Source organism: Blautia sp. MSJ-9, from assembly GCF_018919065.1.
Taxonomy (GTDB): Bacteria; Bacillota; Clostridia; order Lachnospirales; family Lachnospiraceae; genus Blautia_A.
In genome coordinates this window covers 62,997-89,807 of sequence record NZ_JAHLQG010000011.1, presented here as the reverse complement: position 1 = coordinate 89,807, position 26,811 = coordinate 62,997, and the positions used below count along the sequence as shown (strand labels likewise).

Sequence of the window (26,811 nt, the reverse complement as noted above, 5' to 3'; positions counted from 1 at the left end):
ATGCAATTATTGGGAATATTCTTATTCCGAGGAATTAAAAAACAGGAACTATCCGTATTTCAATTCCAGATAATTCCTGTTTTCTCTTCACACTGTATATTTCAATTGTAAATTGTTCAGCTGCTCTCCAGCTTCTACAATTCTTTTAATTATGCAAGGTATTTCTTAAGATCTTCAACTTTGTCCAGGTGCTCCCATGGAAGATCTACATCTGTACGTCCGAAGTGTCCGTAAGCTGCTGTCTGTTTGTAGATAGGTCTTCTCAGGTCAAGCATCTTGATGATTCCTGCCGGGCGAAGGTCAAAGTTCTCGCGAATGATCTCAACCAGTTTTGTATCGGAGAGTTTGCCTGTTCCGAAGGTATCAACATGAATAGATGTCGGATGAGCAACACCGATTGCATAGGAAAGCTGGATCTCGCACTTGTCAGCAAGTCCTGCTGCTACGATATTCTTTGCTACATAACGAGCTGCATATGCTGCAGAACGGTCAACCTTTGTGCAGTCTTTTCCGGAGAAAGCTCCGCCGCCGTGACGACCTGCTCCACCGTAAGTATCAACGATGATCTTACGTCCTGTAAGTCCGCTGTCACCGTGAGGTCCACCGATTACGAAACGTCCTGTCGGGTTGATAAAGTACTGTGTATTCTCATCTACCATATCTGCAGGGATGATCTCATCAAATACATATTTCTTGATGTCCTCATGAATCTGCTCCTGAGTTACATCCGGATCATGCTGTGTAGAGCATACAACTGCATCGATACGGCATGGTTTTCCAGCTTCATCATATTCTACAGTAACCTGTGTTTTTCCATCTGGTCTTAAGTATTTTAATGTTCCGTCTTTACGAACTTTTGTTAACTGACGTGCAAGTTTATGTGCCATGTTGATCGCATATGGCATATACTCTTCTGTTTCATTGGAAGCATAACCAAACTGAATTCCCTGGTCACCTGCTCCGATTGCATCGATCTCTTCTTCGCCCATCTTAGCTTCCAGTGCTTTGTCTACACCAAGAGCGATATCTGCAGACTGTTTGTCCAGAGCTGTGATAACTGCACATGTATCTGCATCGAATCCGTATTTGCCACGGTCATATCCGATCTCACGAACAGTATCTCTTACGATCTGCTGAATATCAATGTTTGCTGTTGTTGTAATCTCGCCCATTACCAGTACAAGACCTGTTGTTGTAGCTGTTTCGCATGCAACACGTCCCATTGGATCCTGTTCCATGATCGCGTCAAGAACTGCGTCAGAAATGGCATCACACATTTTGTCAGGATGGCCTTCAGTTACAGATTCGGATGTAAATAAAATTTTCTCCATTGTGTTCTCCTTTATTTGTTGTATATCACTATATGTACCGTACCAGCAGTCCGGCTCCCCCGCCGTCTTTTGTACAATAATCTGCTGATACTTTGCAGTTAACAAAAAGAAACAGCCCGAAGTAATCGGACTGTTTGATTATCTAAACAATCCTCTTATTGTTCGATCACTCGCTCAGGTTGGCACCTTCCTCTACAGACAGGGGTTGCCGTGGCTTCGCAGATCCTTTGTATCTCCACCACTCTGAATAAAAGGCTATTACTAATTATTAACTTTCATTAATATTGCTGCACACCATACAATATACTTAACCCTAAAAAATGTCAAGATATTTTTTGATGTTTTTTTCTCATCCGTTATATCATCCTACTCTTAAGCGGAATTTCTGGATTTCTTTTTCGCTGGATACTCGTTCGATTTCAGCGCCAAGGGATCTGAGTTTCTCCTCGAAATTCTCATATCCTCTCTGGATATATACAATATCATCAACAACAGTGATTCCGTCTGCTGCCAGTCCTGCGATAACCAGGGCTGCACCTGCACGTAAATCCGGTGCACTTACTCTCGCACCAGTGAGCTTCTTCACACCATCAATAATCGCGGAATTGCCCTCAACCTTGATGCTGGCTCCCATACGTGAAAGTTCATCTGCATATTTAAATCTGTTCTCGAAGATACTCTCTGTTACAATACTGGTTCCCTCTGCAAGTGCCAGAGTTACTGCAATCTGTGGCTGCATATCTGTCGGATATCCCGGATACGGGAGAGTCTTTACATGAGTACGGTGAAGCTTTCCTGTAGAACGTACACGGACTGCATCGTCAAACTCTTCAACTTCACATCCAATCTCTTCAAGCTTGGCTGTAGTTGCCTCCAGATGTTTCGGAATTACATTCTTAACTGTAACGTCTCCGCCTGTTGCTGCTGCCGCAAACATAAATGTACCGGCTTCGATCTGATCCGGAATAATGGAATATTCTGTACGGTGAAGTTTCTCTACACCTTTAATACGGATCACATCAGTGCCTGCACCTTTAATGTTAGCTCCCATACTATTCAGGAAGTTGGCTACATCAACTACGTGTGGCTCTCTTGCTGCATTCTCCAGAATTGTACGTCCCGGTGCAAGGGATGCTGCCATCATAATATTAATTGTTGCACCTACAGAAACAACATCAAGGAAAATATGGCTTCCATGAAGTTCATCTGCTTTCGCAACGATCGCACCATGCATAATATCAACATCCGCGCCAAGTGCTCTGAATCCCTTCAGATGCTGGTCGATCGGGCGGCTTCCAATGTTACATCCACCAGGAAGTGGTACTTCTGCATGTTTGTATTTACCAAGAAGTGCTCCCAGCAGATAGTAGGAAGCTCTGATCTTCTTGATATACTCATAATCAACACTTACATCTCCAATTGTAGATCCGTTAATCTTTACAGTAGATTTATCAATACGGTCTACCTGTGCTCCAATACCAGCGATTGCTTCAAGCAATACATTGATATCCCTTACATCCGGCAGATTCTCTATCAGAATCGTCTCATCAGTCATTATGGCTGCTGCAAGAATCGCAAGTGCCGCATTCTTGGCACCGGCAATCTCCACCTCACCGACCAAAGGGTTGCCTCCTTTTATAACATACTGTTCCATATCACACCTCTTATTTATTTTCACTCCATGAGCAGAATTAAAGTACATCCCTTTCAGACTACCGTAAAATCCGGCTTTTCTGTGCGTTTTATAAAGGTGTACCTCTTATTTCAAATGAATATATGATTATACAAATCGGTCATCTTATTTTAAAGTCAGTTGTATATTATAGCATATATTTGTCATTTGTAAACAAAAAGTTATTTACCACGGAACACTTCATGTTCTGTAATAACTACTTTCCCTGCTCTCTGATATGTATTATCTCCAGAATTGCTCTGAGACTTTCATCCAAATCTTTCCCATCTTCATCAATGGTAATATCTGCATATTTTTCGTATAAAGGTACGCGTTCCTCATACAGGTCTTTCAATGTCTGTCCGTCTTTTAACAGAACTCCGCGGCCTTTCAGATCGCCAAGTCTTTTGGATAAAGATTCCAGAGATAATTTAAGATAGATAATATTTCCAATAGACTTCAGATGCTCCATTGCTTCCTCGCAGTAAATAACACTGCCTCCTGGTGCAATGACTGTATCTGTTACACGAATATCTGCATTGACCTGATTCTCGATTTCCTTAAAGCGTTCCGGTCCATCCTGCGCTATGATCTCAGAAAGTTTTCTTTTTTCCTGTTTCTGTATCAGAAGATCAGAATCCAGAAACTCATATCTCAAAGCTTTTGCAAGAATAACTCCAATTGTACTTTTCCCTGAACCGGGCATTCCTATTAATGTCACATTATTCATGTTTATGTCCTTTCATTCTATCACACATTACCTGCATCTGCAAACAATACGCACTTGGTTACTGTTCAATCTGCTTCTATTATGTTGCTGTTACTCCGTCCTGACAACCTGCTTACTTCTTTTTTCCTGAAGCCTTTTTCTTCTTTTTTACGCTATATCCAAAAGTTCCCAGTTTCTTACCAACTCCCAGATACTCACCGTGTGAATATACCAGCGGCTTCGCATCATTGAGATGAAATTTCTTTTTCTCATCCATATACTGTGGATCAGCATGAACTGCAAGCACATCTGCCACAAACATGTGATGTGAACCAAGTTCCAGAACCTGCTTCACTCTGCACTCAATACTTACCGGAGATTCTGCGATCATCGGCACATTGACAAAATCTGCCTTCTCTTTTGTAAGTTTCATTTCTTTGAATTTGTCAACGTCACGTCCAGAACGCACACCACAATAGTCAGTCGCATATGCCAGCTTTTCTGTTGTCAGATTTATTACAAACTCTCCGGTCTTTTTGATCATATCGTAAGAAAAACGGGATGGTCTTACGGAGATGGAGACCATCGGCGGATTGGTGCAGACAGTTCCTGCCCACGCCACTGTAATAATGTTGTCATTTCCCTCTCCGTCCGAAACGCTTACCATTACTGCCGGGAGCGGATACAGCATGTTTCCTGCTTTCCAGGTTTCTTTTGCCATTCTTTGATATCCTTAGCTATTTTATTTTTTAATTTTTCTGCTGCCTATCAGCTGTAATCATTCTGTCCTGCCTGAGCAGCTTCCATAAGTGCCGGAATCAGCTGTTTCTTACGTGAAACCACACCTTTCAGATCAAATACCCCATCTTTCGGCTCCATATGGAACGCAATGCGGGCCATTTCTTCACTTCCCTCACCATAGTAAAGAAGTTCTGTAGACTCCTCAATAATATTGGTAAGCATAAAGAATACACGGGTAACACCGTGACGGCCACACTCGCTGACCATAAACGGAACCAGACGCTCTTTGATTTCTACCAGCTCATCGCTGTCCATAGAACTGATCTGTCCAACACCAAAGTTGACATCATCCTCAGCAATAAATTTCTTGTAATCCTGATAGAAGATTTCTTCCGGTGATTTATCTTTCAGATTACTTCCTGCCTTAAACATCTCTCTGGCAAACTGCTCAATATTAATTCCTGCAATCAGCGCCAGTGCACCTGCTGCCATTTTGTCTGATAAAGTACAAGTCGGTGAACGGAACATTAATGTATCTGAAATGATCGCAGCGCAGAGAAGTCCCGCAATGTTCGGGGAAATCTCAAGTTTCTGCTCACCGTACATTTCATACAGGATTGTTGCAGTACATCCAACCGGCTGATTTCTGAAAGAAATCGGAGCCATGGTTTCCAGAGAACCAAGTTTATGATGGTCAATAATCTCCACAATCTCTGCCTTGTCGATATTATCTACTGCCTGGTCTTTTTCATTGTGGTCCACAAGAGCAACTTTCTTCTTATGCATATCGAGGAAATTTCTTCGGGAAATTGTTCCGATACATTTTCCCTTTTTATTAATTACAGGGAATGCACGATGACGGTGTTTGATCATCTCATTCTGGATATCATCTGTGAAATCCTCTGTGCTGAAAGTAACCAGATTCTCTGTTTTCATAATATATCTGACAGGAATACTCTGGTTGATCAGACGAGCGATCGTAAAGGTATCGTACGGAGACATAATGATAGCGATTTCTTTTTCATGAGCAAGCTTGATAACTTTCTCACTTACTTCAATTCCCATACCAACAATAATACAGCTTACATTTTGTGAGATTGCCTGAAGATGATCCTCTTCTCTGTCTCCCATGATGATCAGATCATCTTCTTCAATATAGGCTTTGAGCATTTCCGGATTTGCAGTTCCTACCAGAACCTTACCCTTTGTGAAATATCCATGCTCATTTCCTTCGATCACTGTACCTGCAATAGTTTCAGCAATTCTTTTATACTGTGTTTTTGCTCTGGAAAGAAGGTAGCTGTCTGTTGTATCCATGTAAGTTTTGGCAATATCTCCGATTGTGATCAGACCCTCAAGCTGTCCTTCTTTATCCCTGATCGGCAGAGAAACAATACTCTTCTCCATCATCAGATCCCATGCATTCTTCAGTGATATACTCTTGTCTGCCTCCGGACTCATACGGATATCCATATCCTTTACCTGTGTTCCGATATTTGACAAATATCCCGGTGGCTGCATACCGAAACGATTTAATACATATTCGGTTTCTTCGTTGATCTGACCTGCACGCTTAGCAACATACTTTACTTTCTGAGAGGTTCTGTTCTTAATGTCCGCATAAGCAATTGCAGAACAGATAGAATCCGTGTCAGGATTCTTGTGACCGATTACAAATATTTTTTCCTGATTTTTCATACAGAATTTAACCTCAATCTATTAGTCTAATTTTATGTTTGCAAAAAGTGATCCAAGAGAAGTAGATGCCTCTTCTTTGGAATCCGGAAGTTCGAAAACTTCTTCCTCAATCTCTTTAGCCATCATATCTGTTGCTTCTTTAATGCTCAGGCTTAATTTTCCATCTTTGACTGCCGTTACTTTGACTTTAACCTTATCGCCCACTGCCAGAACTTCAGATGGCTTCTTGATCCTCTTCTCGCAAATCTGAGAAATATGAACCAGTCCTGATAAACCATTTCCAAGATCTACAAAAGCACCATATGGCTGCAGACTCTCAACTACGCCTTCTATTACAAGACCTACCTGCACATTGGAAATTTTTGTTTTTCTTTCCTCTTCCGCTTTCTCTCTTAATATTTCCTTTGCAGAGAGAATTAATCTGCCTTTTTCTTTATCAATGTCAAAAACCTGAACCTGAACAGGTTTATTCAGATATTCATTTGTATCTTCTACATAATTTAAAGCCAGTTTGGATGCCGGGATAAATCCGCGCACGCCTTCTACATAAGCGATCACGCCGCCATTCACGATTCCCTTTACCACAACATCAAGAACTTCTCCTGACTCTTTTAATTCTTTCAGCTTGTCCCATGCAAGTACATCTGTAGCCTCTACTCTGGACAGAAGAATGTTTCCGTTTCCATCATCTTTTTTCACAACAGTCGCAGATACTTCATCTCCTGCATGTACTTCTTCCTTTAATGAAAATCCCGGTTCTCTGCTGTAGTCCTCTGCCGGGATGATTCCCTCTGCATAATATTTAAGGTCAATCACAACCTCTTTCTCATCTACACTGATCACAGTTCCTGTAAGAATATCGCCTTCTTCAATCTTCTTAAAAGAAGCTTCCAGCTCTTTTTCATAATCTTTCATTGATTCTGCCATTATCTGATCTCCTTTGCCTGGAATAATTATATAATGTCAACTTTTTGCCAACATTATAGCATAATAAATATCAGAATGGAAATCTGAATTTACTTATGATTCTTACACAAATCAGTACTTATATGGTATAATAATTTTATTGTTCATCAAAAAAAACAAATGGAATAATACTATGCTTCTTCATGACATAGATGAAAGGATATTATATATGAATTATGATTCCGTCCCATTAAGGGACTTTAAAGAACTGAACGACTGGGATACTGTTATTTTTGTTTACAAATCTGCCCTAAAGCAGGTTCGAACAAAAATCGATATTCTCAATGATGAGTTTCAGCACAGACATAAATACAACCCGATCGAACATATCAAATACAGGATCAAAACTCCTGAGAGTATTGTTAAAAAACTGAAACGACATGGCTATGACTCCAGCATAGAAAACATGGTCCGCTATGTAAACGATATTGCCGGCATCCGTATCAGTTGTTCTTTTACGTCTGATATTTATCTGATCGCAGATATGCTTTCCAAACAGAATGACCTGACAATCCTTGCCAGACGTGACTATATGAAGAATCCGAAGAGAAGCGGATACCGAAGCTATCATATGCTGGTCACCACACCAGTCTTTCTTTCAGACAGTATTATCGATACAAAAGTAGAGATACAGATCCGTACTGTTGCACAGGATTTCTGGGCAACGCTGGAGCATAAAATGCACTATAAATTCGAGGGCGATGGTCCTGACTATATCACGAAAGAATTACGCGAATGTGCCCGCTATGTGGCAGAACTGGATGCCCGCATGGAAGAATTGAATAATGAAATTCAGAAATATGGAAAATTAACAGACAAAAAAATGCCGCAGTAATAAGCTGCGGCATAATTACTCAAAAATCAAAATCACTACAGAGCTTCCCTAAATATTACATCATCCACAATCTCTGCAAAACATCCCCATAAAACGAGGAGTGCCCCGGCAGTGGTTTACCGGGGCTATTATTATGAAAAAAATTTATGTGTAATGATAACACATTACAACGTCTTTCGTAGGTTCTTTCGAACTGTTTATATAATAGCAATCAGTTATGAACAAAATATGAACTTGCAGTTAACTTTTCGTTTATTTGCACAATTAATTTTGTTTTTTTATACTTTTTTTAGAGAAATAATACATATATTTCATTCTTTCCTCAATCATCACTTGTATATCTTGTATATTTCTGTCACATTCATTTGTCCGTATCAGGCGGAAATATTTTAGTTAAAAAGGCTCTTTGCAAAATCCACCAGTTTATGCAGAATTCCCTTTACTTCTTCTTTTCCAATTCCCATTTCTTCTAACTTATCGTAAACCTTTGTCACTGTACTTCTGAGCTGTTCTTCATCAATATTCGAATCCTTGACCTGTTTCACGATCTTAACCACTTTGTTCTCTTCCTCGTCAGTCAGACTTACTCCCACTGTACTTTCTGCAGTCTGGATCAGTGACTTGATCTGTTCATCAGAAATATCCTGCTGTGCCATTGCATCTTTTACATTCATGATAATCTCTACTACTGCATCTGGATCTGATGCCAGAGAATCAATTGCATTATCTGTGATAACCTCCTGTACTGTAGCAGATGCATCGGATGCCATTGCAGGTATTGCCGGTGTTGTACACATAATTGCTCCAGCAAGAACAAGTGCACCAAATTTCTTTATTCTCATAATTGAATTACCTCCATAATCTCAGACAGCCTGCGGCTGTTGTTTCCATACACAGATACCGGACGTGTATACGATTTAGTCTGTCCATATCTGCGATTCTTTCTCATTTACCGGACCTATTATAGCATTCCTTTCTCTTGTTCTGTAAAATAAATGTTGCTACGTATTTCTCCCATTAGAAGTAATATAAAAAGCATCCGATGGCTAGACGGATGCTTTTTATATTACGTTCAAATTTATTTTTTAAAAGGAAGGAGAGTTAATTGCCTTTCCAGGCAATCAACATATGAAAAAGAAATTTTATAAAAATAATGTTGGCTTTATTATTTTTATGGTCATAGTATATCCTGCAATTATGATAGAATCATGTTTAACTTGTGAAAAATTTTTGAACAAATGTCAAATGATTTATGAAGGCAGTAAATAAATCTCTGATCACATCTGTATATTTAACTGTACTCCTTCTTTACAAACTGCTGAATGCATTTGCCAGCTGTGCAAACTGTTCCAAAGTTAACGCCTCTCCTCTGATATTCAGGGATAATCCACACATTCCCAGTGCTTCCTCAATCTGTTCTTTAGAAAATGGTACCTCAGGAGAATTCTTCAGACCATTAACCAGTGTCTTTCTTCTTTGATTGAAAGAAGCCCGGATAATACGGAACATCAATTTCTCATCCTTCACCTCAACCGGCGGCTCGGCATATCTTTCCAGACGGATCACTGCACTTCCGACTTTTGGTCTCGGCATGAAACAGTTCGGAGGTACATTCGCAACGATTTGAGGCTTTGCATAATACTGTACAGCCAGTGATAATGCACCATAGTCCTTCGTTCCCGGTCCTACCTGCATTCTGTCTGCAACCTCTTTCTGCACCATGATCGTGATCGAATCAATTGGAACCTGATTCTCAAACAGCCCCATGATAATAGGGGTAGTAATGTAATATGGCAAGTTTGCAACAACCTTGATCGGCCGACCCTGATTCTTCTCCAGCGCCAGCTGTCTGATATCCACCTTCAGGATATCGTTATTGATCACAGTTACATTATCCCAGTCCTTCAGTGTATCCTGCAGAATCGGGATCAGTGTTGTATCAATCTCAACAGCAGCCACCTCTCTTGCAGCTTCAGCCAGATACTGAGTCATAGTTCCAATTCCCGGCCCAATCTCCAATACAAAATCATCTTTTGTAATCTGTGCAGAGTCAATAATCTTGTCCAGAACATGGGTATCGATCAGAAAGTTCTGACCAAACCTCTTCTGAAATGCAAAATTATACTTCTGAAGCACTTCTATGGTATACTTTGGATCTCCTAAATACGGTCTGGTCATAATCTTAACTCCCTTTTCTTGTATTATTTACTGAAATCTTTCTCGTACAGAACAATATATCCATCTCTGTCCGTGCGCTTCTTTGATATGTTACGTTTAAACTTGCGAATTCCTCCCTGTGACTTCGCGATTGCTGCATCGATCAACTCTTTTACAGCACCGATATTCATCGGAGAATCCTCTTTCTGGTTGATACCGATCAGGTTATACAGTGCAAGCATTCCCATCTGATCAATGGTATAACCGTTCTCTTTTGTATAAACCCTTGCAAAATTGACAAGTTCATCATTCGTAAATACCGGAATATTGATCATAGATGTAAACTTCTTTGCAAATTTCGGATACCTGGCAATGAGCTTACGCATACCAATTTTCTCATCCTCAATGATCACAGTCAGTCCATCGGTATTTACTTCCATTGCTTTATCAATCATCTCAACTGTTTCCTGGGTCAGCTGGTTTGCATTCTCGATAACCAGGAAACCACCTGCCAGTTTGGCAAAGATTTTATAAATATTTTTACCATTGATCTGCTCAGCAAAGACATAAGCAACCTTAGATGCCTCCAGATTTAATTCCTTACAGATTGCCGGGATCAGACCTGAGATCAGTCGGGTCTTTCCGCATTCTTTGCCACCCATAACGATAATATTTCCTGTTTTGGATGTCTTATCGGCAGCAGCCATCTGTACATCACATAAAGTATCGATCAACTGTTCCTTCATTCCCGGAACTTTTACAAAATATGTAAACAGCTGCTTCTCATCATCTGTCAGTTCTTTCTCTCTTGGTACAATATCTCTTGGATCCCCAGCATCCTTAGTCTGAATAGACTCAATAAAGCGTTCCAACTGTTCTTCTTCTGTCAGTGGTTCTTCCGGCTCGGATGGTTCTGCTAATTCTTCTACTGCCGGCTCCTCAATGTCTTCCAGATTCAAATCTGCATTTCCTGCCGGTCCATGCAGAAATTCTTCTTCAGCTCTTCTGAGGTCTTCCTCTGTAACATTATCCTCATCATCTTCATCAAAAACAGGATTCTCTAAAACTGGTTTCTCTGCTTCAGTAACTAAAGCTTCATCAGATTCTGCAACCCCTGCTTCCTTCTCATCTACAATTGTCTCTTCTGGAATTTCTGCCTCATCTTCTGAGAGATCACCACTGAGAAAATCCGGTTCTACCAGCTCATCTGGAAGCTCCTGTGCTGCCGTTTTAACAACTTCTGTTTCTTCTTTTTCTTCTGTTGGAGATTCTTCTGTTTTTGGTTCTTCCTTCGGAATTTCAATTCCCTGTGCAGTTGCTGCTGCCAGAATTGTATCTTCCAGATTAAATTCTTTACCGTCAACTCCAAAAGAGTCCATAGACAGTTTTGTCTCTGCAACATCTTCTACTCTCGGAGCTTTACTCAGTTCCATATTCTTCATAGATGCCGGAATATTTAATTCTGGCATACGGATTGTTGCACCAAAGTCTGCAGGTTTCTCTTCCTTCTCAGGATTTACTGCTACCGGTGCCTCTCCTGGCTTCTTCGGTTCTTCTTCCAGTTCCGGTGCATCCTCAGGATCTTTTTCTGATGCATCATTCTTTATGATTTCTTCCGGAATCTCGTCCTCTTTCGTGATCCCGGCTTCATTAACCATATCCATGGATTCTTCTGTAAATTCTTCCTTCTCTTCCAGAGACTTGCCTCCGAAGATATCCCGGATGCTCTTAGAAATCTTCTCCTGAATACCTGCCATATTCAACTGAACCTCTGGTTCCTGTTCTGCAAATTCTTCACTCTCTGTACCTTCTTTATCTGCATTACCGGATGTCGGTTCAGTTATTTCCGTTTCCACTGTCTGCTCATGAACCACTTCGTTCTCTTCGCTTACAGTGTCTTCATTCTCTTCTTCCGCCTGTTTCGGAACCTCTTTTTCTGTTTTCTTCAGTTCCAGCTCTTTTGCCTGTTCTGGTGTAAGAAGTTTCGGAACAAACTGTTTTTCATATTTTGCTTTCTCAGCACCTGTCAGTTCTCCCATTCTCATCTTGAGATCATAGGCTTTCATGACATATTTTCCTTCACTGAACCAGAGAATAATCTCATTACATAAGTCCAGACATTTTTGTTTTTCACCGGTCTTATAATACAAAGTTGCCAGTTCATATGACCATTTCTCTGTAAATTCCTGTTCTTTATATTCCTCCAGAATTCTGATCTGTTCATTTAATGAAGAATTCTTTGCTCTGGCAATTTTATATTGCAGAATATACTGTGTACTGTCATTGGAAGCTACCTGTTTATATTCTTCGAAAAACTCTTCAGCTTCATCAATATCTTTCATTCTCAAAGAGATTTCTACTAAACGATACAGAATGTTCTTGCCAATAGATGCTTTGTGATATGCCAGCAGAAAAATCTCTTTACTGTCTTCATATCTGCCATTCGCCGCATAAATTTCACCGACAACACATAAAGTACGAACATTCTTTACACGTCTCCAGTCAATACTGTCTACGATATTCATGGCGCCTTTATAGTCTTTATCCTGAACCAGTTTATTGATCTCTTCCAGTTTTATCCGAAATTCTTCTTTGTCCAATGTATTCACCAACTTTCCATAATTATGTCCAGTGTATCATAAGCCCATATCCTTGTCAAAAGATTACGTTACTGCGCCCTGAACTACCTGAAACACCTTATTTATCTGGAACTGATGACTGATAAAATCATCCAGTCCCGTACACGTGATCAATGTCTGAATATCACTGATACTATCCAGAAGATAATTCTGTCTGCTGCTGTCCAACTCAGAAAGAACATCATCCAGAAACAGGATCGGCGTATCCTTTATTTTTCTTTTTACAATATAAATCTCTGATAATTTAAGTGAAAGCGCAGCGGTTCTCTGCTGTCCCTGGGAACCATATCTGCGAATATCAATTCCATTTGCCATGACACAGAGATCATCCCTGTGTGGTCCCACAGAAGTCAGCTTCATTCTCATATCCCGTTCCCTGCTGTCCCTTATCGCATTCTCCAGATCATCAGCTGCCGCACTTGGTTCATAAATTACTTCAAGTTCTTCCAGACCTCCTGTAAGGTTATGATGAATCTGTCTTACCGTCTCATTTAATTCATCAATAAACTCACTGCGTTTATGAATGATCCGCCGGCCATACTCTGCCATCTGCATATCCCAGATCTCAAGAGTATCTTTCAGAGAAGGCTGGACATAAATATCTTTCAACAGCTTATTTCTCTGGTTAACAATATGATTATAAGATGCAATATCTGTAAGATAAATCTTATCCAGCTGGCATAATTCCAGATCAAGAAACCTTCTTCTCTCTCCTGGCCCGTTTTTTATAATATTCAGATCCTCGGGAGAAAAGAACACCAGATTAACAACTCCGAACAATTCCCCAGCCTTTCTGATAGGTAGCCCGTTGATTGCTACACCTTTTGCTTTATTCTTCCTCAGGTGCATATCAATCTTATAAGAAAGCTCATCTCGGTTCACCATCATTCGGATGTGAGCTTCATCCTCACCAAACCGGATCATATCTTTGTCCTTGCTTCCTTTATGTGACTTAGTTGTTCCACACAAATAAAGTGCTTCCAGAATATTCGTCTTTCCCTGGGCATTATTTCCATAAAAAATATTCGTTCCCGGTGCCAGCTCAAGTTCCAGAGATTCATAATTCCTGAAATTTTTTAACTGAACGGATTCAATATACATTCGCTCACCTGATCACTTTGATTTCTTTTCCATCATAAGAAACAACATCACCTTCGTACACTTTACGTCCGCGACGCTCATCTACTTCACCATTAACTTTTACCAGCCCGTCACTGATCACATATTTCGCTTCTACCCCGTCCTGAACGAGATCTGCAAGTTTCAGCAACTGCCCCAATTTTATAAATTCGTCTCTGATCTTAATTTCTTCCATTGTCATTTACTCCCTTATCTTGTCTGATTCTGGTTGATATTTACAGGCAGAATCAAATATGTGTAATTCTCCTCATCATCTCTGATAAAGCATGGTGCTTTTGGATTTACGAGGTAGATACTGATTGTTTCATCGTCAATTACTTTAAGTGCATCGATCAGGAATCTCGGGTTAAAACCAATCAGAATATCCTTGCCCTCCTTACTGATATCAATATTTTCATTCATGGAACCCATTGCAGAATCAATACGTAATTCCATAGAATTATCAGTAATTTCAATAATGATCGGTTTCTTTTCTCCCTCTCTTACCAACAATGTAGCACGGTCAATACAATCCAGGAATTCTTTCTTATTAATCTCGATCTTAGTTTCATAATCACTGGAAAGCATCTGTTCGATACGGAAATATTCACCGTCGATCAGTCTGGATACAACGATTGTCTGATCAAACTCAAATAAAATATGGTTCTTTGAGAAATAGATATTTACAATATCATCAATTTCACCAGAAAGGATCTTACTGATCTCATTCAGAGTCTTGCCAGGTACGACAACCTTACGGTCAGCATAGTCTTTCTTCAGTTCCATACGTCTGATCGCGATACGATGTCCATCCAGGGATACAATCTTCAGGTAGTTATCTTTAATCTCAAATAATTCACCAGTCATTAATTTGTTTGTTTCATTAGAAGCAATTGAAAAAATTGTCTGTCTAATCATTTCTTTAAGAGTAAACTGTGAGATAGTAAGGCTTTTTTCTCTTTCAATAATTGGGAGATACGCAAAATCTTCTCCAGATTTACCAGGAATTGTGAATTTTGCTTTTTCACAGGTAATGGTGGCAGTAAGTTTCTCATCTGTTTTAATAGTTACCTCATTATCTGGCAGTCGACGAATGATTTCATAGAAGATTTTTGCATCCAATGCAATAATACCCTTTTCTTCAATGACTCCATCAACGATTGTTTCAATACCAAGTTCCATATCATTGGTAGTAAATTTAATCTGGTTAGTAGTGGCATCTATTAAAATGCATTCAAGAATTGGCATGGTAGTTTTTGATGGAACTGCTTTGAGTGAGATACTGACACTTTTGAGCAGGTTATTTTTCTGGCAAATAATTTTCATAATGTGTATAACTTCCTTTCTGGGTGATGTGGTTTTTTTATAGATAAATATATAAAAGGAATCCGTCGTCGCCGCCGTAGGGGGTGTGAATATGTGAAAAACTCTACTCGAGGCTGATTTTTCAAGGGTTTCGAATATGGATAACTTCGTGTAAAGAGGTGCTTAAAGTATGTGTATAACTTGTGTACAAATTTACCGCCAAAAAAGGGGCAGAAAGTTATACACACTTATACACATTCTATCAACATCTTATACACAAGTTATACAGTCAGTTATCCTCATCCCTGTGGATTAATCTTTTTCTTTAAGGTATCAATTGTGTTTTTAAGGTTTTCGTCGTTTGAAATTTCTTTTTCAATCTTGTCAATGCCGTGCATAACTGTAGTATGGTCACGGTTTCCGAGACATTTTCCGATAGATTTCAAAGGAGTTGAGATAATTTCTCTGCACAGATACATAGCAATCTGACGAGGGGTTACGATTTTGGAGTTACGTTTGTTTCCGCAAAGATCGTCTACTGAAACATCAAAATGTTCTGCAACCATGGAAATAATATATTCCGGCGTGATCACTTTCTTTTCATCTGGAGAAATAATATCTTTCAGTGCCTGTTCAGCAAGTTCAAGTGTAACTTCCTTCTTTTCAAGTTTGGCAAAAGCCATAACTTTATTGATCGCACCTTCCAGCTCTCGGATGTTGGATTTGATATTGTTTGCGATATATTTGATTACTTCTTCATTAATATCATAGCCATCCATTTCTTCTTTTTTATGAAGAATTGCCATTCTGGTTTCATAATCAGGCAAAGTGATGTCAGCGATCAGCCCCCATTCGAATCGTGAACGGAAACGTTCTTCCAGGATTTCCATATCTTTTGGCGGTTTATCTGAGGAAATGATGATCTGCTTTTTCGCACTGTGCAGACTGTTGAAAGTATGGAAAAATTCCTCCTGTGTAGATTCCTTTCCTATAATAAACTGAATATCATCGACCAGAAGAACATCAATATTTCTGTATTTTTCACGGAATTTGGTCATTGCTGAGTTATTTCCGTTTCGGATTGTTTCAATCAGCTCGTTTGTAAATTCCTCACTGGTAACATAGAGCACCTTACTGTTCTCATCGTGATCAATGATAAAATGTGCGATAGAATGCATAAGGTGAGTCTTACCCAGACCTGCACCACCGTAGATAAACAGTGGATTATAGGTATCTCCAGGAGATTCGGCAACTGCAAGGGCTGCTGCCTGGGCGAATTTGTTGTTACTTCCGACTACGAAAGTGTCAAAAGTATATTTGGGATTCAGGTGTGCCTCCTCGCAGCGGGCATCCTGAGACTGTGCTTTCTGTGAAACAGTCTCTTTTTTGGGAACATCCTCCGGTAATATGAAATTAATATCACAGTTTTCCATTCCGGTAACCTCACTGATCGTTACCTGGAGCGGAAGTTTGTACTTCTTACTTATATAATTGAGACCAACCTGCTCAGATGGCACGATAATCGTGACTACATTGTCAACAACTTCATAAACTGTCAATGGTTTCAGCCAAGTGTTGAAAGAAACGTCAGACAGATCATGTTCAGTTTTGACGATCTGCAGGATTTCATCCCATTTTTCCACAACTTTGTTCATTTTTTGGTTCTCCCGGTTCGTTTTACTTCTATATTTAAGGGTATTTGGAGCGTGTGAACAGTAATGTTTTCCACAAACTCCGGCCGTATTCTTTAAAAAAGACATAAATATCCTTATATATATTATAATAAAACAGGTGTTTTCGCAATGAATATTTGATGGAAATGTGGAAAAAAAGTTATCCCCATTTTTTATGTGGATTAGTGTGGATAACAGTGGATAAGGATATATTGATTAACATAATTCGGCACCGTATACTTGAAATCCACAAAAATATGTGTATAATTTTATGCACTGTCGAAAATACCGAAATAAAAGTAATTTTTTCTGGATATGTGTAAAATTCAGGGATAGAAAGTGGATAGTTTTCCAGGTATTCCACAAGTTATCCACAAGTTATCCACAAATTGTGGATAATATTACGTAAACCAATTTAGTAATCCACAATTCATAAAAATCCAGACAAAATCTTTGTGTAAATAATACTTGACGAATCCGCCCTTTATGAATATAATTGAAATGATGTTCTAATAAGTGAAGTAAGCAGGGATTTTGGAGTCGAAATTCAGGTTCCCTGACTACTGAGAAGTTACAAAATTTAACATGGATAATAGATAAAGGAGGTGCTTTACCTATGAAAATGACATTTCAGCCGAAAAAAAGATCTAGAGCGAAAGTTCATGGCTTCAGAGCTCGTATGAGCACAAAAGGTGGTCGTAAAGTATTAGCTGCCAGAAGATTAAAAGGAAGAAAGCATTTATCAGCCTAAGAATAAGACCGCAGTTATGTGGTCTTTTCTTCTCTTAAAAAAGAGATTATGAAAGGGGATTCTATGCAAAGATCAGAGTCCTTAAAAAAAAATCACGATTTTCAAAAAGTATACAAAAATGGAACATCAAAAGGTAATCGGTATCTGGTGATGTACGTACTGAAAAATCAGTACATGAAGAATCGTCTGGGAATATCAGTAAGTAAAAAAGTAGGGAATAGTGTGGTCCGCCACAGACTCACCAGATTGATAAGAGAGAGTTATCGGTTAAACGAAGCGGAATTTGAAAATGGTTTGGATATTGTAGTAGTTGCACGTCCGCAGGCAAAGGACAGAACCTATCATGAGATAGAGAGTGCCCTGATGCATCTAGCAGGCAAGCACTGCATAGCAGGTAAGAACAATGATAAAGAAGTTTCTGATCAGAATAATTAAACTCTATCAAAAGTATATATCACCGATGAAGAGAACAAAATGTCCTTATATTCCCACATGTTCTCAATATGGTTTAGAAGCAATCGAAAAATATGGTGCATTAAAGGGCAGTCTTCTTGCGGTATGGAGGATACTTCGCTGTAATCCTTTTTCCCATGGAGGCTATGACCCTGTACCGTAAAGACAGGAATGTACTTGAAAATTGAATATTGATCGATCGAAGGAACCTCCTGTCATTTATGGATTCTAGGAGGAAATGAACTTGGAAATGATTTTAGCGACAAAGAGCAGCACTCCCATCATTGGTCAGCTTGCGACCGTTATGGGGTGGATCATGGATGGTATTTACAAATTGCTGAATATCTTTGGAATTCAGAATATTGGTATTTGTATTATCATCTTCAGTATCCTTATTTATGCTCTTATGACCCCACTGCAGATCAAACAGCAGAAATTCTCTAAGCTGAGTGCGATCATGCAGCCGGAACTTCAGAAAATTCAGAAGAAGTACAAGGGAAAAAACAACGATACTGCTGCAATGCAGAAAATGCAGGAGGAAACACAGGCTGTATATCAGAAATACGGTGTATCTCCTACAGGAAGCTGTGTACAGCTTGCAATCCAGTTCCCTATTTTGATGGCATTATACCAGGTAATTTATAAAATTCCGGCATATGTAGGAAGTGTAAAGGATATCCTTGCATCTGCAGTTACCAGTATTACAGGTGTAAACGGATATACAGATATCCTTCAGCAGTTTATCACAGATAATAAGATGACAAGAGTTCAGCTTATTATGGATGGAAGTAAAGCTACAAGTAATTCAGTCACAGACTTTTTGTATGCATTATCACCTTCTCAGTGGAAAGCACTTGCTGAGACAAGCCAGTTTGCAGGATTTACTGATACACTGAACAGCACTGCAAAAGAGATTTCACATGTACAGAATTTCTTTGGTCTGAATATCGCTGATCAGCCACTGACTTATATTAAAGCAGCTTTTGTAGGTGGATCTGTTCTTCTTGCTATCGTTGCGATTCTTATCCCGATTCTTGCATGGGCTACACAGACACTCAGCATAAAGCTGATGCCTCAGGCAGCACAGCAGGGTGGTGATTCACAGCAGGACGCAATGATGAATTCCATGAAGACAATGAATATGGTAATGCCGCTGATGTCAGCAGTATTCTGTTTCACATTCCCGGTAGGTCTTGGTATTTACTGGGTAGCAAGTGCAGCAGTAAGAAGTGTGCAGCAGTTTGTTATCAATAAAAAGATGGATAAGATCCAGATTGAAGACCTGATCAGTGAGAATATGAAGAAGATGGAAAAGAAGCGTGAGAAAGCGGGACTTCCACCTCAGAAGATTACAAATCAGGCCCATCAGAGCGTCAAGAATATCAATAAGATTGAAAAAGGCAGCAGCAATACAAATGTTGAGACAAGAGCCAAAAAGGTTGAAGAAGCTTACAAAAACGCTGAGAATGCAAAATCTGGCAGCATTACTGCAAAGGCCAATCTGGTAAAAGCATTTGATGAGCGTAATAAGAAGAAGTAGTCAGGAACGGAGGGGTTGGCATGGAGGATTATATCCAGTTTTCAGCGAAAACAAAGAGTGAAGCAATTACAAAAGCATGTATCGAGCTTGGCGTATCCAGTGACCAGCTTGACATTCAGGTAATAACAGAGGGCAGCAACGGATTTTTTGGAATCGGAAGCAAGCCTGCAATTATCAAGGTTCGCAAGGTTGAACCGGTTTCTGAAGAGCAGGAAATGAAAGAAATCGTAGAGACAGTAAAGCTTGATTCTTTCAAAGAAGAAGCACTTGTTTCTGTAAAAGAAGAGAAGAAGCCGGAACCTGTAAAACAGGAAAAGAGAGAAACAAAACCTGTTTCTGAGAAACCAAGACAGCCGAAACCTGCAAAGGAGAAAGCTACAAAAGAAAAACAGCCAAGAGAACCAAAGAAAGATTTCAAAGAGTCAAAACAGATTAGAGAAAAAGCGGCAAAACCTGTAAAACCAGCGAAGCCGGTAGAGATCATCACTGATCCGGAAGAGATCAAAGAAGTAGAGAACAGAGCAAAGGAATTCCTGCGTGATGTATTTGCTTCTATGAATCTCGGAGAAGTAGAGATCACATCTGAATACAACACAACAGACGGAAGTCTGGAAGTTGATTTCGAGGGTGAGGACATGGGTATCCTCATCGGTAAGAGAGGTCAGACTCTTGATTCTCTTCAGTATCTGACAAGTCTTGTAGTAAACAAAGGAAAATCAAATTACATCCGTGTAAAACTTGATACCGAAGATTATCGCAAGCGCCGTAAAGAAACACTGGAGAACCTTGCAAGAGGTATCGCTTATAAAGTAAGAAAGACCCGTAAACCGGTCATTCTTGAGCCAATGAATCCTTATGAGAGAAGAATTATCCATTCAGCTCTTCAGGGAAACAAATTCGTTGAGACAGTAAGCGAGGGCGAAGAGCCATACCGCCATGTAGTGGTTAAATTGAAAAGAAATTAATAAATTAATAGCATAAGAGAAAAAAGAATGTTATTCTAGGTGAAAGCGTGAATAACACGTAGCTTTGCGTGTACACTTTTGCCTGGAGTAACATTTTTATTTTGTGAAAAATTCTAAAGGAAGTCAGGTAGAAATCCCTGGCGGATTGGGTTTTGTATGAATAACAGGGAGATTAATGATAGTTTGTAATGTTCCTGTTATTTATATAAAAAGATATCAGGAGCAAAAGTATTTTAGACCTGATATCATAAAAATATAGAAAAATAATGATGCTGTTTATTCTGTTATCAGTAATATTTTTCGCACTGTATATCTCAGGACAGCAGTGTATGAACAGTAATAAATAATATCTGAAAGTAGCAAGTATTTATCTTATTTGTTGATTTCTCGAATCAGTGAGGAGGAAAAATGGAAACAACAATAGCAGCAATTTCCACAGCCATGAGCGCATCCGGAATCGGGATCGTCCGCATCAGCGGAGAGAACGCCATGGATGTGATTTCCCGCGTTTACAGATCTAAAGGCGGAAAGAAAAATATAAAAGAAGTTCCGACTCATACCATCCACTATGGATACATTTATGATGGAGAGGAACTGATCGATGAAGTTCTGGTCATGATCATGCATGCACCGAGAACTTTTACAGGAGAAGACACCGTAGAGATCGACTGTCACGGTGGTGTTTATGCCATGCGCAGAGTTCTCGAAACTGTATTGAAAAATGGTGCGCAGATAGCAGAACCGGGAGAATTTACCAAGCGTGCATTTCTGAATGGTCGAATGGATCTGTCTCAGGCAGAAGCAGTCATGGATGTCATTCATGCAAAGAGCGAATATGCTCTGCGAAGCTCCATGGACCAGCTCAGAGGTTCCGTACAGAAAGCCATCCGCGAGATTAGGGAGAAACTGATCTACCATATTGCATATATCGAATCAGCGCTTGATGATCCGGAACACATCAGTCTGGACGGATATCCCCAGCAGCTTCTGGAAGTTGTGGATAACGAGCAGAAAGAAGTGAAGCGGCTGTTGAAAACTTCCTCCGACGGAAAGATGATCCAGGAGGGGATTCAGACAGTTATCCTTGGAAAGCCAAATGCCGGAAAATCATCTTTGCTGAATCTTCTGATCGGAGAGAACCGCGCGATTGTAACAGATATCGCCGGAACAACCAGAGATATCCTTGAAGAATATATTACACTTCATGGAATCTCTCTGAAGATCATCGATACAGCCGGAATCCGTGAGACTAAAGACATTGTGGAAAAAATCGGAGTAGACAGAGCCAGAGAAATGGCGCAGAATGCAGATCTGATCCTTTATGTGGTAGATTCTTCCGTGCCACTTGATGAAAATGACGAAGAAATAATGACTATGCTTACTGGAAAAAAAGCAATTATCCTGTATAATAAAACTGATCTTACTCCAGTGATCCAGCCGGAACTCCTGAAAGAAAAAACAGGACACCCTGTTATCCCGATTTCTGCAAAAGAAGAAAAAGGGATAACAGAACTGGAAGAGCAGATCAAAGAAATGTTCTTTGGTGGAGATCTGTCATTTAATGATGAAGTATATATCACAAATGCCCGTCACAAAGCAGCGTTGGAAGAGGCAGATAAGAGCCTTGATCTGGTGAGAAACAGTATTGAAATGGGCATGCCGGAGGATTTCTTCTCCATTGATTTAATGAATGCGTATGAGAATCTGGGTAAGATTCTTGGCGAGTCTGTCGGAGAAGACCTGGTTAATGAGATATTCAGTAAGTTCTGTATGGGTAAATGATAAGAATAATTGTAATTGTTCAGTACCTTCACAGTTATGAATAATTCAACAGGAAAAAATGTACTTTTGAAATATGTTTTCTGAACAGAATAATAAAAAAGATATTTTATGTAGAAAGAAATTTTGCAAAAAAATCGCCTGCGGCGATTTTTAAAGTAAGAGATCGTACCATAAGGTAAAAGGAGAAAAAATGAAAACTTTAGTAGAAGATTATGATATTGTCGTAGTCGGCGCCGGCCACGCCGGATGTGAGGCAGCTCTTGCAGGCGCGCGCCTCGGCCTGAACACGATCATGTTCACTGTAAGTGTAGACAGCATTGCATTAATGCCATGTAACCCAAACGTAGGCGGCAGCTCCAAAGGTCACCTGGTAAGAGAACTGGATGCCCTCGGCGGCGAAATGGGAAAGAATATTGATAAGACCTTTATCCAGTCCAAAATGCTCAACTGTTCTAAAGGTCCTGCAGTTCATTCTCTCCGCGCTCAGGCAGATAAACAGGCCTATAGCACCGAAATGAGAAAAACACTGGAAAATACTCCGAACCTTACTATCAAACAGGGTGAAGTAACAAAACTTCTTGTTGAAGACGGTAAGATCACAGGTGTAAAAACCTATTCCGGAGCTATTTATAACTGTAAAGCCGTAGTTCTCTGTACCGGAACCTACCTGAAAGCAAGATGTATCTACGGTGATGTAAGCAATTATACAGGTCCGAACGGACTTCAGGCAGCCAATTACCTTACAGATTCTCTGAAAGAACTGGGGATCGAAATGTTCCGTTTCAAAACAGGAACTCCGGCACGTATTGCAGGCAATACCATTGATTACAGCAAAATGGAAGAGCAGTTTGGTGATGAGAGAGTCGTACCATTCTCATTTTCAACCAATCCGGAAGACGTTCAGATCGAGCAGAAATCCTGCTGGTTAACTTATACAAATGAAAAAACACACGAAATCATCCGTGCAAACCTCGACCGTTCTCCATTATATTCCGGTATGATCGAGGGAACAGGCCCACGTTACTGTCCATCTATCGAGGATAAAGTAGTCCGTTTCGCAGATAAGAACCGTCATCAGGTATTCATCGAACCAGAGGGACTTTACACAAACGAAATGTATATTGGCGGAATGTCCAGTTCTCTTCCAGAGGATGTACAGGAAGAAATGTATCACTCCGTACCAGGTCTGGAACATGCTAAGATCGTAAAAAATGCCTATGCGATCGAATATGACTGCATCAATCCACGCCAGTTATATCCGACACTGGAATTTAAGAAGATTAAAGGTTTATTCAGCGGCGGACAGTTTAACGGAAGCTCAGGTTATGAAGAGGCAGCAGCACAGGGACTGATCGCAGGAATTAACGCAGCCATGGAAGTAAAAGGTCAGGAACAGCTTATTCTGGACCGTTCAGAGGCATATATCGGTGTTCTTATTGACGACCTTGTAACAAAAGAGAATCATGAGCCATATCGTATGATGACCAGCAGAGCTGAATACAGACTTCTTCTCCGTCAGGACAATGCGGACCTGAGACTTCGCAAGAAAGGTTATCAGGTAGGCCTTATCAGCGAAGAAGAATACCAGAAGATTCTTACCAAAGAGGAAGAGATTAAGAAAGAAATCGAACGAGTAGAACATACAAATATTGGCGCAAACAAAGAGGTTCAGGAACTTCTGGAAAGCTATAACAGCACTCCGTTAAAATCAGGAACTACACTGGCAGAGCTGATCCGTCGTCCGGAGCTGTCTTATGAAGCCATTAAACATCTCGATAAAAACCGCCCGGAACTTCCGTGGGACGTACAGGAACAGGTTGATATCAACATTAAATATGATGGCTATATCCGCAGACAGTTAAAGCAGGTAGAACAGTTTAAAAAGCTTGAAGCAAAGAAAATTCCGGCAGATATTGACTATGAAAAAGTGGGAAGTCTGCGAATAGAAGCACGTCAGAAACTGGAATTATACAGACCAATTTCCATCGGTCAGGCATCCCGAATTTCCGGTGTTTCTCCTGCGGATATTTCAGTTCTTCTGGTGTACCTTTCAAGTGCAAGATAAAGTTCAGCGGATAAAAACATCCGCTTTGCTACTTGCTCATAACAAAATAACTGCTTCTCAGTGATTTGGATAAAATACGAAATAAAATGCTTAAAAACGATATAAAAGTACGTAATATAGAACTCAAAACAATATAAAAGTTTCATTTTATGTACTTTATGTAAAAAAGAACGACAAAGAGAACGTAAAAGAACAGAAAAATATAGTGCAAAAAGTAAACAAAAAAGAGAGTAAGAAATATCCGAATAGAATAAAAGTGGAAGTAAAAATAGTTTAAAAAAACAGCAAAAAAGAACAGTAAAAGAAGCCGAAAAAGTGACAATAAAGTAGTAAAAATTATAGATAAAACTGCAATAAAAACAAACAAAAATCAGTGAAAAGATAACCGAAATTGCAGACAATAAAAACATAAAACAAGCAGAAAAGAGTGAATAAAAAAGTGAATAAAAAAGGAGAAAAACGACATGTCATATAATCTGTCAACACTGGAAAACGGATGCAGAGAACTGGGCATAGAGCTGAACGAAAAGCAGAAAAAACAGTTTATCCAGTTCTACGAATTTCTGGTAGAGAAGAATAAAGTCATGAACCTCACAGGAATCACAGAATTCGAGGAGGTACTCACAAAACATTTCCTGGACAGCCTTGCCTGCGTAAAAGCAGTCGACATGACAAAAGTAAAAACAATCATGGACATCGGTACAGGTGCCGGTTTCCCAGGAGTCCCGTTAAAGATTGCATTCCCACATCTGGAAGCGTGTCTGCTGGATTCCCTGAAGAAGAGAGTGAATTTCCTTGAAGAAAGTTTCCAGCTTCTCGGGTTAGAGGGAATCAAGGCTATCCACGGAAGAGCAGAAGAGTACGCAAAGAATAAAGAATACCGCGAGAAATATGATCTCTGCGTATCCAGAGCAGTATCAAACCTGGCAACTTTGTCAGAATATTGTCTTCCTTATGTAAAGACAGGCGGAACATTTATTTCCTACAAATCAGGAACTGTACAGGAAGAAGCAAAAGAAGCGGAGAAAGCAATTAAGATCCTTGGCGGACAACTGAAAGACATCACATACTTCCAGCTTCCGGATTCCGAGATCGACCGTTCTCTTGTCATTATAGATAAGAAGAAACCCACACCCGGAAAGTACCCGCGTAAAGCAGGAACACCTTTAAAAGAGCCATTATCATAGAAACATCACAGAATAATCACACTTTTATCCTAATTTCATCACAACTTCATCATAAACTCTTCTTATAGAGATGTCCTCGGGTTCCCCCATTCTCTGTTTCACCTGGGGACATTTTCTATTTATTTTTTGGCAAAAATTAAAAGGAGGAGAACACATTGATTGAAGTAAACAATCTGGTCAAACGATATGGTGACCATACGGCAGTTGACCACCTTTCCTTTAAGATAGAGAAAGGCAAAATCTACGGATTCCTTGGACCGAACGGTGCAGGAAAATCCACCACAATGAACATGATAACAGGATACATCGCATCCACGGAAGGGACAGTCAAGATTGACGGACACGATATCCTCGAAGAACCGGAAGCAGCAAAGAAATGTATCGGTTATCTGCCAGAGCAGCCGCCAGTCTATTTCGATATGACTGTCCTGGAATACATGAAATTTGTGGCAGATCTCAAGAAAATCCCAAAAGACAAGAAAGCAAACATGATCGAAGAAGTCATGGACATGGTAAAGATTTCCGATATGCGAAACCGTCTGATCAAGAACCTGTCAAAAGGTTACAGACAGAGAGTCGGTCTTGCAGAGGCAATCATGGGTTACCCGGAAGTGATCATTCTGGATGAGCCGACCGTAGGTCTTGACCCGAAACAGATCATCGAGATCCGAACCTTAATTAAAGAATTAAAAAAGAAACATACTGTTATCCTCAGCTCACATATACTTTCTGAAGTAAGTGCAGTGTGCGATTACGTGCTGATCATTTCTCATGGAAAACTGGTAGCCAGTGATACCCCTGAGAATCTTGGAAAACTGGCAGAGGGTTCCAATACACTGGAAATGCTCATTAAAGGTGAGAAATCACAGATTAAACAGGCTCTTGAAAATATTGAAGGAGTCAATAGCGTAACGATTGAGAAAGATGAGAAACAGAATCTCTGGAGTGCGAAAGTTTCCACAGAAGAGCAGAACGATATCAGAGAAAAAGTATTCTATAAGATGGCTGAGATCAACAGCCCGATTTATGAGATGAAGTCCAAGAAAGTATCGCTTGAGGAAATCTTCCTTGAACTTACTGCATCTGATAAACCGGTTTCTGCAGGAGAAGTTCAGAATACATCCGAAGATACTGATGCCGGTAAAGCAGATGAGACAAACGTGAAACAGACATCAGCAGAAACATCAGAACAACAGAATAATGATAAAGGGGGAGAAAAATAA

General features: G+C 39.9%; 23 protein-coding genes and 1 riboswitch. Of the genes, 10 read left to right on the top strand and 13 right to left on the bottom strand.

The features are described 5' to 3' along the window. Nucleotides 1-149: 149 nt before the first annotated feature. The 6 genes from metK to KQI87_RS02445 form a co-directional block, all read right to left on the bottom strand. Nucleotides 150-1,331, bottom strand: a complete 1,182-nt coding sequence (gene metK, locus KQI87_RS02470) for a methionine adenosyltransferase (protein ID WP_216458771.1) — start codon at nt 1,329-1,331, stop codon at nt 150-152. 152 nt (nt 1,332-1,483) lie between these two features. Beyond that, a riboswitch (SAM riboswitch) is annotated at nt 1,484-1,585 on the bottom strand. 107 nt (nt 1,586-1,692) lie between these two features. After that, nucleotides 1,693-2,985 carry a UDP-N-acetylglucosamine 1-carboxyvinyltransferase gene (locus tag KQI87_RS02465; RefSeq protein WP_216458770.1) on the bottom strand — a complete coding sequence of 431 codons (1,293 nt, stop codon included), beginning with the start codon at nt 2,983-2,985 and terminating at the stop codon, nt 1,693-1,695. Nucleotides 2,986-3,220: 235 nt separating this feature from the next. Next, nucleotides 3,221-3,733, bottom strand: coding sequence for a shikimate kinase (locus KQI87_RS02460; RefSeq protein ID WP_216458769.1), 513 nt, complete (start codon nt 3,731-3,733; stop codon nt 3,221-3,223). 112 nt (nt 3,734-3,845) lie between these two features. Next, a complete protein-coding gene (locus tag KQI87_RS02455; RefSeq protein ID WP_216458768.1) occupies nt 3,846-4,433 on the bottom strand; it encodes a flavin reductase family protein in 588 nt (195 codons plus the stop codon). 47 nt (nt 4,434-4,480) lie between these two features. Beyond that, complete coding sequence (locus KQI87_RS02450; protein ID WP_216458767.1) at nt 4,481-6,151, bottom strand: putative manganese-dependent inorganic diphosphatase; 1,671 nt, start codon at nt 6,149-6,151, stop codon at nt 4,481-4,483. 21 nt (nt 6,152-6,172) lie between these two features. Then, nucleotides 6,173-7,078 carry a S1 RNA-binding domain-containing protein gene (locus KQI87_RS02445; RefSeq protein ID WP_216458766.1) on the bottom strand — a complete coding sequence of 302 codons (906 nt, stop codon included), beginning with the start codon at nt 7,076-7,078 and terminating at the stop codon, nt 6,173-6,175. Nucleotides 7,079-7,286: 208 nt separating this feature from the next. Here KQI87_RS02445 and KQI87_RS02440 point away from each other — a divergent pair, with 208 nt between their 5' ends. After that, complete coding sequence (locus tag KQI87_RS02440; RefSeq protein WP_216458765.1) at nt 7,287-7,952, top strand: GTP pyrophosphokinase; 666 nt, start codon at nt 7,287-7,289, stop codon at nt 7,950-7,952. A 389-nt stretch (nt 7,953-8,341) separates the two neighbouring features. Here KQI87_RS02440 and KQI87_RS02435 read toward each other — a convergent pair whose 3' ends face one another. From KQI87_RS02435 to dnaA, 7 genes are all read right to left on the bottom strand, one after another. Continuing rightward, nucleotides 8,342-8,794: a DUF1002 domain-containing protein gene (locus KQI87_RS02435; protein ID WP_216458764.1), complete on the bottom strand. Its 453-nt coding sequence runs from the start codon at nt 8,792-8,794 to the stop codon at nt 8,342-8,344. A 466-nt stretch (nt 8,795-9,260) separates the two neighbouring features. Beyond that, nucleotides 9,261-10,130: a 16S rRNA (adenine(1518)-N(6)/adenine(1519)-N(6))-dimethyltransferase RsmA gene (gene rsmA / locus KQI87_RS02430; protein ID WP_216458763.1), complete on the bottom strand. Its 870-nt coding sequence runs from the start codon at nt 10,128-10,130 to the stop codon at nt 9,261-9,263. 23 nt (nt 10,131-10,153) lie between these two features. Beyond that, nucleotides 10,154-12,718: a tetratricopeptide repeat protein gene (locus KQI87_RS02425; RefSeq protein WP_330655654.1), complete on the bottom strand. Its 2,565-nt coding sequence runs from the start codon at nt 12,716-12,718 to the stop codon at nt 10,154-10,156. Between the two features lie 54 nt (nt 12,719-12,772). After that, entirely contained in the window at nt 12,773-13,849 is a 1,077-nt protein-coding gene (gene recF, locus KQI87_RS02420) for a DNA replication/repair protein RecF (protein ID WP_216458761.1), read from the bottom strand. Nucleotides 13,850-13,853: 4 nt separating this feature from the next. Beyond that, complete coding sequence (locus tag KQI87_RS02415) at nt 13,854-14,063, bottom strand: RNA-binding S4 domain-containing protein (RefSeq protein WP_216458760.1); 210 nt, start codon at nt 14,061-14,063, stop codon at nt 13,854-13,856. A 14-nt stretch (nt 14,064-14,077) separates the two neighbouring features. Beyond that, nucleotides 14,078-15,193, bottom strand: coding sequence for a DNA polymerase III subunit beta (gene dnaN, locus KQI87_RS02410; protein ID WP_216458759.1), 1,116 nt, complete (start codon nt 15,191-15,193; stop codon nt 14,078-14,080). Between the two features lie 278 nt (nt 15,194-15,471). Further along, a complete protein-coding gene (gene dnaA / locus KQI87_RS02405; RefSeq protein ID WP_216458758.1) occupies nt 15,472-16,827 on the bottom strand; it encodes a chromosomal replication initiator protein DnaA in 1,356 nt (451 codons plus the stop codon). Between the two features lie 634 nt (nt 16,828-17,461). Between dnaA and rpmH the strand changes: the two genes are divergently transcribed. From rpmH to KQI87_RS02360, 9 genes are all read left to right on the top strand, one after another. Further along, complete coding sequence (gene rpmH, locus KQI87_RS02400) at nt 17,462-17,596, top strand: 50S ribosomal protein L34 (protein WP_008708004.1); 135 nt, start codon at nt 17,462-17,464, stop codon at nt 17,594-17,596. Nucleotides 17,597-17,659: 63 nt separating this feature from the next. After that, on the top strand, nt 17,660-18,031 hold the full coding sequence (gene rnpA / locus KQI87_RS02395; protein ID WP_216458757.1) for a ribonuclease P protein component: 372 nt from the start codon (nt 17,660-17,662) through the stop codon (nt 18,029-18,031). Then, nucleotides 18,000-18,212, top strand: a complete 213-nt coding sequence (yidD, locus tag KQI87_RS02390) for a membrane protein insertion efficiency factor YidD (protein WP_216458756.1) — start codon at nt 18,000-18,002, stop codon at nt 18,210-18,212. The genes rnpA and yidD overlap by 32 nt, the downstream gene beginning before the upstream one ends. A gap of 75 nt (nt 18,213-18,287) precedes the next feature. Next, nucleotides 18,288-19,589 carry a YidC/Oxa1 family membrane protein insertase gene (locus KQI87_RS02385; RefSeq protein ID WP_334300714.1) on the top strand — a complete coding sequence of 434 codons (1,302 nt, stop codon included), beginning with the start codon at nt 18,288-18,290 and terminating at the stop codon, nt 19,587-19,589. Nucleotides 19,590-19,609: 20 nt separating this feature from the next. Beyond that, the gene (jag, locus tag KQI87_RS02380) at nt 19,610-20,554 is read left to right on the top strand and encodes an RNA-binding cell elongation regulator Jag/EloR (protein WP_216458755.1); all 945 of its coding nucleotides are present in this window, start codon (nt 19,610-19,612) and stop codon (nt 20,552-20,554) included. 408 nt (nt 20,555-20,962) lie between these two features. Continuing rightward, nucleotides 20,963-22,336 carry a tRNA uridine-5-carboxymethylaminomethyl(34) synthesis GTPase MnmE gene (gene mnmE / locus KQI87_RS02375; protein ID WP_216458754.1) on the top strand — a complete coding sequence of 458 codons (1,374 nt, stop codon included), beginning with the start codon at nt 20,963-20,965 and terminating at the stop codon, nt 22,334-22,336. Between the two features lie 190 nt (nt 22,337-22,526). Further along, nucleotides 22,527-24,401, top strand: a complete 1,875-nt coding sequence (gene mnmG / locus KQI87_RS02370) for a tRNA uridine-5-carboxymethylaminomethyl(34) synthesis enzyme MnmG (protein WP_216458753.1) — start codon at nt 22,527-22,529, stop codon at nt 24,399-24,401. Nucleotides 24,402-24,865: 464 nt separating this feature from the next. Next, the gene (gene rsmG, locus KQI87_RS02365; protein ID WP_216458752.1) at nt 24,866-25,588 is read left to right on the top strand and encodes a 16S rRNA (guanine(527)-N(7))-methyltransferase RsmG; all 723 of its coding nucleotides are present in this window, start codon (nt 24,866-24,868) and stop codon (nt 25,586-25,588) included. 155 nt (nt 25,589-25,743) lie between these two features. Continuing rightward, a complete protein-coding gene (locus tag KQI87_RS02360) occupies nt 25,744-26,811 on the top strand; it encodes an ABC transporter ATP-binding protein (RefSeq protein ID WP_216458751.1) in 1,068 nt (355 codons plus the stop codon).